The sequence below is a fragment of the Flavobacterium sp. genome (assembly GCF_031381455.1).
Classification (GTDB): domain Bacteria; phylum Bacteroidota; class Bacteroidia; order Flavobacteriales; family Flavobacteriaceae; genus Flavobacterium.
This window is the reverse complement of the sequence record NZ_JANMXZ010000038.1, coordinates 56611-70640: the sequence shown is the minus strand read 5'-3', so window position 1 is coordinate 70640 and position 14030 is coordinate 56611. Positions and strand designations below refer to the sequence as shown.

Genomic DNA, 14030 nt, shown 5'->3' with positions numbered 1-14030 from the left:
TTCGTGAATTCGTGGCTTTTTAAAGTCCAATTTTTCTACTTTTGTATTTAGAATTTTTCTAAATAAAGAAATGTTAGATATAAATAAAATCAGAGCCGATTTCCCAATACTTAATCAAAAGGTAAACGGAAAACCGCTCGTCTATTTTGATAATGGCGCGACTTCACAAAAACCACAAGTTGTCATTGATGCTATCGTAGATTATTATTCGCGCTACAACGCCAACATTCATCGTGGCGTTCATACGTTGAGCCAACTGGCAACGGATGCTTATGAGCAAGCCCGAAATAAAATTCAACAGCATTTTAATGCCAAGCATAATTATGAAATCATCTTTACTTCCGGCACCACCGAAAGTATAAACTTGGTAGCCAATGGTTTTGCGTCTTTGATAAAAAAAGATGACGAAATCATTGTTTCTGCGTTAGAACATCACAGTAATATTGTGCCTTGGCAAATGTTGTGTGAGCACACAGGCGCAAAGTTAGTAGTCATTCCGATGAATTATGACGGTGAATTATTGATAGATGAATACGAGAAATTGCTTTCGGATAAAACCAAATTGGTAGTTTGCAATCACATTTCAAATGGTTTGGGAACAATTAATCCAATTGAATTTATAATCGAGAAAGCCCATAAAGCTGGCGCTGCGGTTTTGATTGATGGCGCACAAGCATGCCCACATTTAAAACCAGACGTTCAAGCATTGAATGTTGATTTTTATGTAACTTCGGCTCACAAAATGTGTGGTCCAACAGGCGTTGGAATGCTGTATGGAAAAGAAGAATGGCTCCGAAAATTACCACCATACAAAGGCGGAGGTGAAATGATTGCAACGGTGACTTTTGAAAAAACAACCTATGCCGATTTGCCTCATAAATTTGAAGCGGGAACGCCAAATATTTGTGGCGGAATTGCCTTTGGAACTGCCATCGATTATATGAATAAAGTTGGTTTTGACAATATTGCGACTTATGAAAGAGAATTGTTGGAATATGGGACAAAAAAGTTATTAGAAATCGTAGGCCTTGAAATTTATGGCACAAAAGATTTGAATAAAAAAGCATCCGTAATTTCGTTTAATCTTAAAGGAATTCATCCTTATGATGTTGGCACGATTATCGATAAACTGGGCATTGCAGTCAGAACCGGACATCATTGTGCACAGCCAATTATGGATTTTTATAAAGTTCCAGGGACAATTAGAGCAAGTTTTGCTTTTTATAATACCAAAGAAGAAATAGATTTGATGATTGAAGCATTGAAAAAAGCACAAACGATGTTATCTTAAAAAATACAAAATATGAAAGCAATTACCATGATTTTCCTGACCATTTTCCTAGGGAAAAGTTGTAGCAATGAAGCTCAAAACGATATTGCCAATGCCACATTGCAATACACGGCCAATACACGCGGGTTTTTCCAAAAAATTGTTGTTATCAATCAAAAAGCTTCAGTTTCAAGTGATAGAGATGGTGAAAAATCTCCTGAAGAAATAACCATTTCTGATAAAGATTGGAAAGAAATTATTAGCTATTTTGAAAAGATTGATTTAGAAAAAGTACCAACATTAAAAGACCCAACTCAAAAAAGATTTTATGATGGAGCAGCGATTGCCAATTTGAAAATACGGTACAAAGATAAAAACTATGAAACAATAGATTTTGATCACGGATTTCCGCCTGCTGAAATTGAAAAGTTAGTTAACAAAATAGTTTCATTAGCTAAAGTAAAAGAATGACAATACAAGAAATACAAGACGAGATTGTTGACGAGTTTTCAATGTTTGACGATTGGATGCAACGCTACGAATACATAATCGATTTAGGGAAATCATTGCCTCTGATTGATGAACAATACAAAACCGAAGACAATATTATCAAAGGCTGTCAGTCGAAAGTTTGGGTTCACGGCGAACAGAATGAAGATAAAATAGTTTTCACATCAGATAGCGATGCGATTCTGACCAAAGGAATTATTGCAATTCTGATTCGTGCTTTTTCCAATCAAAAGGCAGCCGATATCCTGGAAGCCAATACCGATTTTATTGACAGAATTGGGCTAAAAGAACACTTATCACCAACACGCGCCAATGGATTGGTTTCTATGATAAAAAAAATAAAAATGTATGCATTGGCATTTCAAGCAAAAAATTAATAATTAAATACAGCGAGATTGCTCCGTGCCTCGCAATGACACTATGGAAGAATTTAAAGACGATATCAATTTAGGAGAAAATGTGGTGAAAACGCTGAAAGGCATTTACGACCCGGAAATCCCTGTTGATATCTACGAATTAGGATTGATTTACGATGTGATGATTAATGAAGATAATGAAGTAAAAGTATTGATGACATTGACTTCGCCAAATTGCCCAGTGGCAGAAACTTTGCCTCGTGAAGTAGAAGAAAAAATAAAAAAAATAGATACCGTTAAATCTTGTGAAGTAGAAATTACTTTTGATCCGCCATGGAGCAAGGATTTAATGAGCGAGGAAGCAAAGTTAGAACTGGGAATGCTTTAAATAGTATTCAGTCTCAGTCCCAGTTTTCAGATACTGCGACTGCGACTGCGACTGCAAACTAAAAAAATGGGCGAGATAATTAATAAAGTTGCCAATTCAGCACTCGAAGTATTCGATTTGGAGGATTATTATCCAAACGGAATTCGAACGCAGATTGATATATCCCAATGGCTTTTCGAAAGTTTTTTATTGAAAGAAAAAGACTTTCGCGAAGCTTTGAAAAATCATGATTGGGAACAATATGAAAATCATTTTGTCGCTATTAATTGTTCAACAGATGCCATAATTCCTGCTTGGGCAAGCATTTTGGTTACGGTTTATCTTTTTCCTTTTGCCAAAAAAGTGGTTATGGGCAAGCTTTCCGATTTAGAAACGGCACTTTACCAAGAAATTCTTCCAACCTTGGATTACTCAAAATATCAAGACAAGCCAGTCATTTTAAAAGGCTGTTCTAAAAAACCTGTTCCCGAAAGTGCTTATATCATGGCGATTCAAAAACTACAACCCTTCGCCAAAAGCATTATGTATGGAGAAGCATGTTCCGCGGTTCCTTTATTCAAGAAAGGGAAATAGTTTAGATTTTAACAAGATTTGGATTAAACAAATTGATTACTATCTTTGCGCCTTAAAAATTTTAAAATCAGAAAAAATGAAAAAAATTTTACTGGCAAGCGCATTGATTTTTTCAATGAATAGTATTTTTTCTCAAGTAAGCGAAAAAGAGTTATTAAAGAAAACAGAAGAAGCTGTAGCTAAAATTCAAGAAGAAAAACCTAATGGCTGGGTCAAAAAAGGGATGTTTACTTTTTTACTTAATCAAGCGAATTTCAACAATTGGTTAGCTGGTGGACAAAGTAGCATTTCGGGAAATGCCGGAGTGAAATACGATTTCAATTATAAAAGCGATACCTGGACATGGGACAACAAATTTTTCGCTAACTACGGTTTGACTAAACTTCAAGGGCAAGATCTCCAAAAAACCGATGATCGGGTGGAATTCAATTCGCTTCTTGGTAAAAAAGCTACCGGAGAATGGTATTACTCCGCTTTTTTCAACTTCAAAACGCAATTCGATTCAGGTTTTGACCCTGCAGATAATACAATGAAAATTTCCCATTTTTTCTCTCCGGCTTATTTCCAATTGGGAATTGGTATGTTGTGGAAGAAAAGCGATAATTTGAAAATAAACTTTGCGCCGGCAACTTCTAAATTGATTATGGTTCATAAACATTTCACCGATGCGGGACCATCCTTTGGTGTGGCGCAAGGTGATAGTTCACGTTGCGAATTTGGAGCCGCTCTGAACGGTTATTATAAATTTAATATGATAGAAAATGTAACCGCGGAGAACATCCTGAATTTATATACTAATTATTTAGAAGACGGTCAAAATGTAGACATTGATTATACACTAAACATCGTAATGAAAGTCAATAAATATTTGTCAACTAATATATCGTTTCAAACGATTTATGATGACAATGCTTTTCCCGGATTTCAAACAAGAGAAGTTATCGGAATTGGTGTGAATTACGGTTTATAAACCAATTATAAGTATAAAAAAAGCTCTCTTGTTATTTTGACGAGAGAGCTTTTTGTTTTATCTAAACGCTTGTTCAATATCGGCTAATAAATCGGCGATATCTTCAACGCCGGTACTTAATCGAACTAAATCATCAGTAATTCCAATTGCCGCACGTTTGTCTTCCGGAATTGAAGCGTGTGTCATCAATGCTGGATGATTTGCCAAACTCTCAACACCACCAAGCGATTCGGCTAAAGTGAATACTTTAAGTTTTTCTAAGAAAGCAACAGCATCTTCTTTTTTGCCTGATTTAAACGTGAACGAAACCATTCCACCAAAACCGCTCATTTGTTTTTTGGCAATATCATGAAACGGATGACTTGGTAATCCTGGATAATAAACCGTTTGTACTTCTGGATGATTGCTTAAAAAAGCAGCCACTTTTTCTCCGTTTTCACAATGACGTTGTACTCTCAAATGCAATGTTTTTATTCCGCGTAGAACCAAGAAACTATCCATTGGCCCCAATGTTGCGCCAGTAGCAAATTGTTTGAAATGTAATTCATCACCAAGTGCTTTGTCTTTTATAATCAAAGCTCCGGCAATGACATCTGAATGTCCTCCAAGATATTTAGTAGCCGAATGCATTACGATATCGGCACCTAAATCCAAGGGTTTTTGTAAATAAGGTGTCGCAAACGTATTGTCAACTGCAAAAAGAATATTTTTTGCTTTAGTAATTTTCGCGATTTCCTGAATGTCGGCTAATTTCATCAACGGATTGGTTGGAGTTTCTACCCAAACTAACTTCGTGTTCTCATTGATTAACGATTGGAATTTCGCAATATCATTCATGTCCACAAAGTGGAATTTAAGACCGCTGTCTTTGTAAATACGAGTGAACATTCTATACGTTCCGCCATATAAATCGTCCATTGCAATGATTTCGTCACCTGCTTTAAACAATCGCAACAAGCAATCAGTTGCCGCTAACCCTGATGAAAAGGCCAAACCACGAGAACCATTTTCTATCGAAGCCAAAGCATCTTCCAAAGCCTGACGTGTTGGATTTGCAGCTCTTGAATATTCGTAATCACCAACAGGTTTTCCGGGTGAAGTTTGTGCGTATGTTGAGGTTTGAAATACGGGTGGCATTACTGCTCCGGTAACTTTTTCATGGTGTTGGCCACCATGTATAACTTTAGTATTGAATTTCATTCTGAATTAATTTTTGGCAAAGATATTTTAATTTTTTGGATGCTAGAGTGAGTTTAACGTTATATAAACTTTCTAATATTCATCATAAAGCCCATGTGCAAAGCCTCGTGATAATTATTGAAATTCATGGCTTCCAATGTTGATGCCAAATGAAATCCGGTGCCAGTTGTATATTCGGTAAAGGTAACAAATTTGCCGTTGGCATAATCTTCTTTTGTCTTCTCGATAAGTGAAAAAAGAAGCTCTTTTAATTCATCAATTTCAGCTTGTGTAGTTGTTCCGGTAGGCTTGGAACCATTTTTATACGTATTATTCATTTCGTCATTAACATAAATTGGCAATCCTGAAAGACGATAGACCAAACCTTGTTGCGCAACGATAATATGACCTAAATTCCAAGCTAAATTATTACTGAATCCCTCCGGAATTTTGTTCAATTGTTCTAATGAATAGTTTTCGATTAGCTTGAGATAAAGTTTTCTGCTGGTTTCCCAAATTTTGAAAGTGGCATCCATGATTTTAAATTTTTATCAAAAATACAGATTATAAATTTTAAATGAATTTCCTTTGCAAAAAGAAATCCCATGACTAATAAAATTTACTATTTAGCTTCCTGTGACACTTGCAGAAAAATCATAAAATCATTACCAAATTCTGATAAATTGGAATTTCAAGACATTCGTCAAAACCCAATTACAGAAAATGAATTGGAAGAAATGCATGCACTTTCTGGCAGCTACGAAGCTTTGTTCAGCAAAAAAGCACAGCTTTATAAATCAATGGATTTGAAAAACAAGTCGTTGACCGAAGTGGATTTCAAGAGATATATCTTGGAACACTACACGTTTTTAAGTCGCCCGGTTTTTATTATCGACGATAAGATATACATTGGTAACGGACAAAAATATATAATTGAAGTTGTAAAAGCACTTTCTTAATGTCAAAAAGAACTTGGGCATTAATTGCCGCTTTGCTGGTTTCATTAATTTACGGTGTATCGTTTACGATTGCCAAAGATGTAATGCCAGCCTACGTCAAACCCTACGGATTTATTATACTGCGTGTTACTGGCGCTACTATCTTGTTTTGGGCAATCTCTTTTTTAGGGCCAAAGGAAAAAATTCAGCGAAAAGATTTTCCCCGAATTATAGTTGCAGCTTTTTTTGGTGTGGCTTTGAATATGTTGACATTTTTCAAAGGCTTGAGTTTAACTTCTCCCATTTCTGCAGCAGTAATCATGGTTACTTCGCCAATAATTGTGCTAATCTTGTCTGCAATTATTATAAAAGAGAAAGTAAAATTCAAAAAGATTTTCGGAATTTTATTAGGACTTTTTGGCACCGCATTTTTGATTCTGTATGGTAAATCAGTCGGAAACGCAACTAATGCTTCGTTAGGGAATCTGTTGGTTTTTATTAATGCAACAGCTTATGGTTTTTATCTGATTATCGTTAAAAAATTAATGGATAAATACAATGCATTTACGTTTGTTAAATGGATTTACACCTTTGGGTTGTTAATGGTTTTGCCTTTTGGTTGGAGTGAATATCAAGAAATTAAATGGGCATTACTACCGACAACTATTCTTTGGGAAATAGGTTTTGTAGTTGTATTTACGACCTTTTTCACGTATTTATTTAACTTAATTTCAATGCGCGAATTAAATCCAACTACGGTTGCTGTTTTTATTTATTTGCAACCGCTTTTCGCAACTGTTTTTGCTATCAGTTTAGGAAAAGACGAGTTGACTTTGGTTAAAATAGTCTCTGCAGTTTTGATATTTGTCGGCGTTTATTTGGTAACACAAAAGCAAGTGGTCAGTAAACAGTAAATAGTCGGCAGAAAAGCTATTTTAGAACTGAATACTATTCACTGAACACTGAACACTTTTTCATATATTTGAGGTCTATTAAAATACACCAATGATACAATCAATGACTGGTTTTGGGAAAGCAACCTTGCAATTACCAACAAAAAAAATTACCGTAGAAATCAAATCACTGAACTCTAAAGGATTGGATTTAAATACCAGAATGCCTTCTGTTTTTAGAGAAATGGAATTGGGTCTGCGCAACCAACTTTCGTCGAGATTGGAGCGCGGAAAAATAGATTTCTCCCTGTATATTGAAATTACTGGTGAAGAAACTTCATCTAAAATAAACGTGCCGATTGTCCGAGGTTATATCAACCAAATGAAAGCCGTGATTCCGAATGCAGATGAAACCGAATTGATGAAAATGGCTGTCAGAATGCCTGATGCACTAAAAACGGAGCGTGACGAAATTGATGAAAACGAATGGAAAAAAATTCAAACCGTAATTGATGAAGGATTAGAAAACATTGCGCAATTTAGAAAAGATGAAGGCGTATCCTTGGAAAGGGAATTTCTGCATCGTATTGCCAACATCATGACGTTGATGAATAATGCGGTTTCGTATGATGCCGAACGTGTTGAAACAGTAAAAACCAGATTGCGCACCGCTTTAGATGAATTAAAAGAAAACGTAGACGAAAATCGTTTTGAACAAGAATTAATTTTCTATCTAGAAAAATACGATATCACCGAAGAGAAAGTACGTTTGGAAAACCATTTAAACTATTTTATCGAAACAATTGCAGGAACAGAAGCCAACGGAAGAAAATTAAGTTTTATCACGCAGGAAATGGGAAGAGAAATAAACACCATGGGTTCTAAATCCAATCACACCGAAATGCAGAAATTGGTGGTGATGATGAAAGATGAGTTGGAGAAAATCAAGGAGCAAGTTTTGAATGTGTTATAATATTTAGCCACAAATTAGCACGAATTAATTTGTGAAAATTTGTGTAATTCGTGGCAAAAAAAGAAATTGAAATAAATTCAGCATTAATGAACAAAGGAAAATTATTAGTATTTTCAGCACCATCCGGTTCGGGAAAAACCACCATAGTAAGATATTTATTAGCACAACCAGAGTTGAATTTGGAGTTTTCCATTTCGGCTGCGACGCGTGAACTTCGAGGTGAAGAAGTGCATGGAAAAGATTATTACTTCATGTCGATAACCGACTTCAAAAAGCATATCAAAGCGGATGATTTTATAGAATGGGAAGAAGTGTATCGCGATAATTTTTATGGAACATTGAAAAGCGAAGTAGAACGCATTTGGGCCAAAGGCAAAAACGTAATTTTTGATATTGATGTTTCCGGCGGATTGCGAATCAAACATAAATTTCCGATTGAAACGTTAGCAGTTTTTGTAAAACCACCAAGTGTTGACGAACTAAAACGACGATTAAAAGAACGCTCCACAGAAAGCGAAGACAAAATCAATATGCGTATTGCGAAAGCTCACGTAGAATTAGCTACTGCACCACAATTTGATATGATAATCAAGAATTATGATTTGGATATCGCGAAAAAGGAGGCATACGAACTGGTAAAAAAATTTATTAAATAATTATGAGAAGATTAATTTTATTAATGCTTTTCCCTTTGTTTGGGTTGGCTCAAAAGGCACCGGGAACCATCTATTTTTTGGATGGAACTTCTATTTCAGGAACTGTTAAGGTCACTTCGGGAGATATCAAATATTGGGCTTCGCCAACCGCAAAGCCTGATGTGTATGACTATGGAGGTGCTACAGGAGTGTCACTAACGAATGACAAAGGAGAACAGATAAAATACGAATATGTTTATTTCGATTTCAGAAAAACTCCTCTTCTTCTCAAGGTTGAAAAAGAAGGTTATCTTACACTTTATTCAGATAGTTCGAGTTATTATGCAGGACCTGCAGCAGGCATGCCCGGTGGAGGAATGGGAATGGGAGGTGGTTCTACAAGTACTTATTACCTGAAGAAAAAGAACGATAAGTTGGGTCAATGGTATTTATGCTTTGGGTATATTTCGAAAATTAATTTTACGAACGTAATTGAAAGTTATTTCAAAGACTGTAAAGCCATTCAGGATAAATATGCTAATGGCGAATTCAGGAAAAAGCATTATATGGAAATTGTAGATTTCTACAATCAAAACTGCTCCCCTAAATAATGAAAATCGGCCTCTATTTCGGAACATTTAACCCAATTCACATTGGGCACATGATTATTGCAAATCACATGGCGGAGCATTCCGATTTGGATCAGATTTGGATGATAGTGACGCCACACAATCCACACAAACAAAAGACTACTTTACTAGATGATTACCAACGTTTGCATATGGTAACTTTGGCAACCGAAGATTTTACTAAAATTAAACCATCGGATATTGAATTTAAATTGCCGCAACCCAATTATACCGTGAATACTCTGGCGCATTTGGAAGAAAGACATCCAAAGTATGAGTTTGCCTTAATTATGGGCGAAGACAATCTGAATTCACTTCACAAATGGAAAAACTACGAAGTCATTTTGGAAAATCATCACATTTATGTGTATCCAAGATTAAATTCCGGTGAAATAGATGAGCAGTTTGTGAATCACCCAAAAATCCATCGTGTTGGTGCTCCAGTAATTGAACTTTCATCTACATTTATTCGTGAAAGTATCAAAAACAAAAAGAATGTAGCACCAATGTTACCTCAAAAAGTTTGGGAATATATTGATAGCAGTGCGTTTTATAAGAAGTAATTATTTTTCTAAAATATGATTTTAAAATGAGTATTTTTGATAGATATAAATGTTTATTTAGATGAATAAATTTCCGAAATTTGCCGTAATTGGTGGCGGAAGCTGGGCAACAGCCATTGCGAAAATGTTATGTGTTAATCTGGACGAAATTGCTTGGTACATGCGAAATGAATCGGCAATTGACCATATAAAAACCCAAAAACACAATCCAAATTATTTAAGTTCCGTTGAGTTTGATATTAAAAAACTCAGATTAACATCAGACATTAATGAAGCGGTATCGTATGCAGATTATATAATTTTTGCTATTCCATCAGCGTTCCTAAATGCCGAATTGGAAAAGTTAACAGTGAGTTTAAAGGACAAAGTTATTTTCTCTGCCATCAAAGGAATTGTTCCTGAAACGTTTCTGATAGTAGGAGAACATTTCAATAAAAAATACGGTATTCCTTTTGAAAATATTGGTGTAATAACTGGACCGTGTCACGCAGAAGAAGTGGCACTGGAACGCCTTTCTTATTTGACCATTGCTTGTGGCGATTCGGATAAAGCTAAAGTTGTTGCAGATGTTCTTTCTAGTAATTATATTAAAACCAAAATTTCAGATGACATCATCGGGACAGAATATGCTGCAATGCTGAAAAACATTTATGCTATTGCTGCCGGAATTGCACATGGTTTGGGTTATGGCGATAACTTCCAATCGGTGATAATGAGTAATTCGATTCGGGAGATGAGAAAATTCATCAAGAAAGTGCATAAGATGAAACGAAATATTAATGATTCTGCTTATTTGGGCGATTTATTGGTAACAGGTTATTCAGTGTTTTCCCGAAACAGAATGTTCGGAAACATGATTGGAAAAGGGTACACCGTAAAATCGGCCATGATGGAAATGTCAATGGTTGCTGAAGGTTATTATGCCGTGAAAAGTGCTTATAAATTGAATCAGGAATACAAAGCGAAAACGCCAATTATTGATGCGGTTTATCAAATTTTGTATGAAGGAAAAGAAGCAAAAGCGGTTTTTAAAAAACTAACGGAGCAATTGGATTAATTTTTAGAAAAAAGAAAATAGATAATAGAAAATAGAGATTGCTCTATGTTCTATTATCTATTTTCTTTTTTCTTCTTTACCTCACAATAACACCATCCACAAACAAAATTGGCACTTCTTCCATATTCTTTTCGTTGATTGAATCTTTGATAAAAGTAAATTTTTTGTCGTAAAGTGTGTTGCCTATGAAATAGGTTACCATAAACTCATTGTTGAGTTGGAGTACACTTTTTTCAACCATCTCAATTTTCACCACAGAAACAGCTGGGATTTGAACAAAAGCGTGACGCAGGAGCGACGTTTTCTTCATTTCACCATCAAGAGTACCAAAAGCTTTAGAAACGACCATTACGCTGTCTAAATCGAAGTCAGAATCATTGACCAAATAAACATTCCAAATGTTTTCCATAAAGTCATCGCTCCATTCCTGAACGGCGGCGAAGAATACGTTTTCTACTTCTGGGATGTTGATGTCGGATTTCATGTCATTGCGAGGTACGAAGCAATCTTTAGTACTTTACTTTATGGTTGTTAAGAATTTTATTTTTACAAAAATGGTTTGTCTTTTAGCCCCGATTGCAGTGTAAATCCTTTTTTTGTTTGTCATGCTGAGCTTGTCGAAGCACAAACCAAAAAAGATTGCAACAGAAAGCGGGAATAGGGATCACAAAAATTCGCAAGCCATTCGCTTCTCACTTAATGAGATTGCTTTGCTTCGTGCCTCGCAACTCCTCGAAATGACTATATACTCGATTTAAACTGCTCCAAGAAACGAACATCGTTTTCATAGAACATTCTGATGTCACCAATTTGGTATAACAACATGGCAATACGCTCAATTCCCATTCCGAATGCGAATCCGTTGTACTCGTCCGGATTGATGCCACAGTTTTTCAAAACATTTGGATCAACCATTCCGCAACCCATAATTTCCAACCAACCGGTTCCTTTGGTGATACGGTAATCAGTTTCGGTTTTTAAACCCCAATAAATATCAACTTCAGCGCTTGGTTCGGTAAACGGAAAATAACTTGGTCTCAAACGAATTTTGCTTTTACCAAACATTTCTTTTGTGAAATATAAAAGCGTTTGCTTCAAATCGGCAAATGAAACATCTTTGTCAATATACAAACCTTCCACTTGGTGGAAAATACAGTGTGAACGCGAGGAAACCGCTTCATTTCTGAAAACTCTTCCCGGTGAAATAGTACGGATTGGCGGTTTGTTGTTTTCCATATAACGCACTTGAACCGATGAAGTATGTGTTCTCAACAAAACATCCGGATTGGTTTGGATGAAAAATGTGTCTTGCATATCTCTCGCCGGATGGTATTCTGGTAAGTTCAAAGCCGTAAAATTATGCCAGTCGTCTTCAATTTCCGGACCTTCAGAAACATTGAATCCAATGGTTGAAAAAATATCGATGATTTGATTTTTTACTAAGGATATAGGATGACGGGAACCAATTACTATAGGTTCTGACGGACGCGATAAATCGCCATAAAAACCTTTTACTTCTTCTTTACTTTCAAGTTCTTCCTGAATGGCTTTTACCTTTTCTTCGGCAACGGTTTTCAGCGTATTGATTACCTGCCCGAAGTCTTTTTTCTGGTCGTTTGGAATGTTTTTGAATTCGGTAAAAAGTTCTTTTAACAAACCTTTACTACCCAAATATTTGATACGGAAATGTTCTAAAGCTTCCTTGTTTTTGGTGTTGAATGCTTTAGCTTCTTCAATATGTTCTTTAATCTTTTCTATCATCTGTCATTTTGTAAAGGTGCAAATTTAGTGTTTTTATATAGTTTATATAGTTTATGAGGTTTATAAGTTTATGCAATTTATAACCATCATAAACCTGATAAACCTCATACACCTATTCAATTACTTCTTTTTCCAGAAAATAATTCACAATGGCTTCTTTCATCAAAACGGATTGTTCTCCGGCTTTTAATGGCGGTAATTCCTCTTTGATTTTATAATGCGGCCAACCATCTTTATCTACAAAATCAAATTCGTAGAAACCATAAGGCTCGAGTAAACGGCAAATGGCGATGTGCATCAGGTTTACTTTTTCATCTTTTTTGAAAGCCTGCTTGAATTGTCCTAATTCCTGCACTCCAATTAAGTATATGATTGCGTCCAAATCCAAAATATCTCCTTCAGCAAACTGATTGGAAAGGATTTCTACGACTTTGTTCCAGCGGTTTTTTAATTGTTCGTCTCTTGACATTTTTTGAATTTAGAGAATAGAAAATAGATGATAGAGAATAGACTGTATTATCTATAATTCTAAATTAAGATTGCAAAGATAATGATACTGAACACTAATAACTGAACACTGAACACTAATTCTTTATTTCCTTAATCGCGCTGTCTTCAATCCAGCCGGTAGTTTCGTCGGTGAGTTCTACTTTTTTCCAGTTGGCAATGCTTTCCAGGATGTACACTTTGGTTCCTTCGTGAAGCACAAAAGCATCTGTCGCAGCACTTTTTGGTTCGCTTTTTACGGATGTCGTTTCAGCAAAAACTATTGCTGGTCTTTCGTTATCCATACGGCTTTTTTCATAAAAACCAGAAGCAGCACTTAAGCCAATTCCGATGAGCCAAAGAAACATTCCAAAAAAGAAAATACGTTTCAAAACGGTTGAATACGAAAAGTAATAACCCACAAAAAACAATAAGAACAAGAACGCAAAAGTCACCGCAATCCAAGCCCAAGTGTCGTAATAGTATTTTGCAGTGAAATCCTGAATCAGTTTGTTGAAGCCTACTTTTGGGATGACTTTGATATCATCAATCGTCATTTTTCGGGCAAATTCTAAGTTGGTTTTTATTTCTGTATCGTTTGGACTAAGCAATAATGCTTTTTCATAATTGAAAATCGCCGGCGCTACTTTGTGCAATTTGTAATAGCAATTTCCCAAATTAAAATACAATTCAGCCGATTGTTTTCCGGAGTTTGCAACACTTTCATAACTCGAAATTGCAGCTTCATAGTTTTCTTTTTCATAGTATTTATTTCCTTGGTCAAAAGCAGTTTGTGCCCAAAAAGCCTGAGAAATAAATAGCAATAAAATCAATATTTTCTTCATCTCT

The 14030-nt window shown here is 35.6% G+C and carries 19 protein-coding genes; 13 read left to right on the top strand and 6 right to left on the bottom strand.

Features of this window, described 5'->3' with window-relative positions:
* Positions 1-70: 70 nt before the first annotated feature.
* The 6 genes from RMN97_RS09060 (at position 71) to RMN97_RS09035 (ending at position 4067) form a co-directional block, all read left to right on the top strand.
* A complete protein-coding gene (locus tag RMN97_RS09060; protein ID WP_309614195.1) occupies positions 71-1291 on the top strand; it encodes a cysteine desulfurase in 1221 nt (406 codons plus the stop codon).
* Positions 1292-1303: 12 nt separating this feature from the next.
* Positions 1304-1741 carry a hypothetical protein gene (locus RMN97_RS09055; RefSeq protein WP_309614194.1) on the top strand — a complete coding sequence of 146 codons (438 nt, stop codon included), beginning with the start codon at positions 1304-1306 and terminating at the stop codon, positions 1739-1741.
* Positions 1738-2157, top strand: coding sequence for a SufE family protein (locus RMN97_RS09050; protein ID WP_309614193.1), 420 nt, complete (start codon positions 1738-1740; stop codon positions 2155-2157). Before RMN97_RS09055 ends, RMN97_RS09050 begins: the two co-directional genes overlap by 4 nt.
* Positions 2158-2200: 43 nt before the next feature.
* Positions 2201-2524: an SUF system Fe-S cluster assembly protein gene (locus tag RMN97_RS09045; protein WP_121314956.1), complete on the top strand. Its 324-nt coding sequence runs from the start codon at positions 2201-2203 to the stop codon at positions 2522-2524.
* A 66-nt stretch (positions 2525-2590) separates the two neighbouring features.
* Positions 2591-3097, top strand: coding sequence for a DUF2480 family protein (locus RMN97_RS09040; RefSeq protein WP_309614192.1), 507 nt, complete (start codon positions 2591-2593; stop codon positions 3095-3097).
* A 76-nt stretch (positions 3098-3173) separates the two neighbouring features.
* Positions 3174-4067, top strand: coding sequence for a DUF3078 domain-containing protein (locus RMN97_RS09035; RefSeq protein ID WP_309614191.1), 894 nt, complete (start codon positions 3174-3176; stop codon positions 4065-4067).
* A 57-nt stretch (positions 4068-4124) separates the two neighbouring features.
* Here RMN97_RS09035 and RMN97_RS09030 read toward each other — a convergent pair whose 3' ends face one another.
* Complete coding sequence (locus RMN97_RS09030) at positions 4125-5267, bottom strand: cystathionine gamma-synthase (RefSeq protein WP_309614190.1); 1143 nt, start codon at positions 5265-5267, stop codon at positions 4125-4127.
* Positions 5268-5326: 59 nt separating this feature from the next.
* On the bottom strand, positions 5327-5782 hold the full coding sequence (locus RMN97_RS09025; protein ID WP_309614189.1) for a DinB family protein: 456 nt from the start codon (positions 5780-5782) through the stop codon (positions 5327-5329).
* Between the two features lie 69 nt (positions 5783-5851).
* On the opposite strand from RMN97_RS09025, the gene RMN97_RS09020 reads away from it, so the two are divergent.
* From RMN97_RS09020 to RMN97_RS08990, 7 genes are all read left to right on the top strand, one after another.
* Entirely contained in the window at positions 5852-6205 is a 354-nt protein-coding gene (locus RMN97_RS09020; RefSeq protein ID WP_309614188.1) for an ArsC/Spx/MgsR family protein, read from the top strand.
* Positions 6205-7098 carry a DMT family transporter gene (locus tag RMN97_RS09015; RefSeq protein ID WP_309614187.1) on the top strand — a complete coding sequence of 298 codons (894 nt, stop codon included), beginning with the start codon at positions 6205-6207 and terminating at the stop codon, positions 7096-7098. The genes RMN97_RS09020 and RMN97_RS09015 overlap by 1 nt, the downstream gene beginning before the upstream one ends.
* Before the next feature lie 91 nt (positions 7099-7189).
* Positions 7190-8050 (top strand): YicC/YloC family endoribonuclease, encoded by an 861-nt coding sequence (locus tag RMN97_RS09010; RefSeq protein WP_309614186.1) that lies wholly within the window; start codon positions 7190-7192, stop codon positions 8048-8050.
* An 86-nt stretch (positions 8051-8136) separates the two neighbouring features.
* Positions 8137-8706, top strand: a complete 570-nt coding sequence (gene gmk, locus RMN97_RS09005) for a guanylate kinase (protein ID WP_309614185.1) — start codon at positions 8137-8139, stop codon at positions 8704-8706.
* A 2-nt stretch (positions 8707-8708) separates the two neighbouring features.
* On the top strand, positions 8709-9296 hold the full coding sequence (locus RMN97_RS09000) for a hypothetical protein (protein WP_309614184.1): 588 nt from the start codon (positions 8709-8711) through the stop codon (positions 9294-9296).
* Positions 9296-9877 (top strand): nicotinate (nicotinamide) nucleotide adenylyltransferase, encoded by a 582-nt coding sequence (nadD, locus tag RMN97_RS08995; protein ID WP_309614183.1) that lies wholly within the window; start codon positions 9296-9298, stop codon positions 9875-9877. Before RMN97_RS09000 ends, nadD begins: the two co-directional genes overlap by 1 nt.
* A 61-nt stretch (positions 9878-9938) precedes the next feature.
* On the top strand, positions 9939-10934 hold the full coding sequence (locus tag RMN97_RS08990; RefSeq protein ID WP_309614182.1) for an NAD(P)H-dependent glycerol-3-phosphate dehydrogenase: 996 nt from the start codon (positions 9939-9941) through the stop codon (positions 10932-10934).
* 76 nt (positions 10935-11010) lie between these two features.
* Here RMN97_RS08990 and RMN97_RS08985 read toward each other — a convergent pair whose 3' ends face one another.
* The 4 genes from RMN97_RS08985 to RMN97_RS08970 form a co-directional block, all read right to left on the bottom strand.
* Positions 11011-11418 carry a hypothetical protein gene (locus tag RMN97_RS08985; RefSeq protein ID WP_309614181.1) on the bottom strand — a complete coding sequence of 136 codons (408 nt, stop codon included), beginning with the start codon at positions 11416-11418 and terminating at the stop codon, positions 11011-11013.
* A 257-nt stretch (positions 11419-11675) separates the two neighbouring features.
* Positions 11676-12695: a phenylalanine--tRNA ligase subunit alpha gene (locus RMN97_RS08980; RefSeq protein ID WP_309614180.1), complete on the bottom strand. Its 1020-nt coding sequence runs from the start codon at positions 12693-12695 to the stop codon at positions 11676-11678.
* A 112-nt stretch (positions 12696-12807) separates the two neighbouring features.
* Entirely contained in the window at positions 12808-13164 is a 357-nt protein-coding gene (locus RMN97_RS08975; RefSeq protein WP_309614179.1) for a hypothetical protein, read from the bottom strand.
* Between the two features lie 115 nt (positions 13165-13279).
* Positions 13280-14026: a tetratricopeptide repeat protein gene (locus RMN97_RS08970; RefSeq protein WP_309614178.1), complete on the bottom strand. Its 747-nt coding sequence runs from the start codon at positions 14024-14026 to the stop codon at positions 13280-13282.
* Positions 14027-14030 lie beyond the last annotated feature (4 nt).

Bases quoted from the DNA above. Each gene is read 5' to 3' on its own strand.
- RMN97_RS09060 (WP_309614195.1), top strand. From the start codon at position 71: ATGTTAGATATAAATAAAATCAGAGCCGATTTCCCAATACTTAATCAA.
- RMN97_RS09055 (WP_309614194.1), top strand. From the start codon at position 1,304: ATGAAAGCAATTACCATGATTTTCCTGACCATTTTCCTAGGGAAAAGT.
- RMN97_RS09050 (WP_309614193.1), top strand. From the start codon at position 1,738: ATGACAATACAAGAAATACAAGACGAGATTGTTGACGAGTTTTCAATG.
- RMN97_RS09045 (WP_121314956.1), top strand. From the start codon at position 2,201: ATGGAAGAATTTAAAGACGATATCAATTTAGGAGAAAATGTGGTGAAA.
- RMN97_RS09040 (WP_309614192.1), top strand. From the start codon at position 2,591: ATGGGCGAGATAATTAATAAAGTTGCCAATTCAGCACTCGAAGTATTC.
- RMN97_RS09035 (WP_309614191.1), top strand. From the start codon at position 3,174: ATGAAAAAAATTTTACTGGCAAGCGCATTGATTTTTTCAATGAATAGT.
- RMN97_RS09030 (WP_309614190.1), bottom strand. From the start codon at position 5,267: ATGAAATTCAATACTAAAGTTATACATGGTGGCCAACACCATGAAAAA.
- RMN97_RS09025 (WP_309614189.1), bottom strand. From the start codon at position 5,782: ATGGATGCCACTTTCAAAATTTGGGAAACCAGCAGAAAACTTTATCTC.
- RMN97_RS09020 (WP_309614188.1), top strand. From the start codon at position 5,852: ATGACTAATAAAATTTACTATTTAGCTTCCTGTGACACTTGCAGAAAA.
- RMN97_RS09015 (WP_309614187.1), top strand. From the start codon at position 6,205: ATGTCAAAAAGAACTTGGGCATTAATTGCCGCTTTGCTGGTTTCATTA.
- RMN97_RS09010 (WP_309614186.1), top strand. From the start codon at position 7,190: ATGATACAATCAATGACTGGTTTTGGGAAAGCAACCTTGCAATTACCA.
- gmk (WP_309614185.1), top strand. From the start codon at position 8,137: ATGAACAAAGGAAAATTATTAGTATTTTCAGCACCATCCGGTTCGGGA.
- RMN97_RS09000 (WP_309614184.1), top strand. From the start codon at position 8,709: ATGAGAAGATTAATTTTATTAATGCTTTTCCCTTTGTTTGGGTTGGCT.
- nadD (WP_309614183.1), top strand. From the start codon at position 9,296: ATGAAAATCGGCCTCTATTTCGGAACATTTAACCCAATTCACATTGGG.
- RMN97_RS08990 (WP_309614182.1), top strand. From the start codon at position 9,939: ATGAATAAATTTCCGAAATTTGCCGTAATTGGTGGCGGAAGCTGGGCA.
- RMN97_RS08985 (WP_309614181.1), bottom strand. From the start codon at position 11,418: ATGAAATCCGACATCAACATCCCAGAAGTAGAAAACGTATTCTTCGCC.
- RMN97_RS08980 (WP_309614180.1), bottom strand. From the start codon at position 12,695: ATGATAGAAAAGATTAAAGAACATATTGAAGAAGCTAAAGCATTCAAC.
- RMN97_RS08975 (WP_309614179.1), bottom strand. From the start codon at position 13,164: ATGTCAAGAGACGAACAATTAAAAAACCGCTGGAACAAAGTCGTAGAA.
- RMN97_RS08970 (WP_309614178.1), bottom strand. From the start codon at position 14,026: ATGAAGAAAATATTGATTTTATTGCTATTTATTTCTCAGGCTTTTTGG.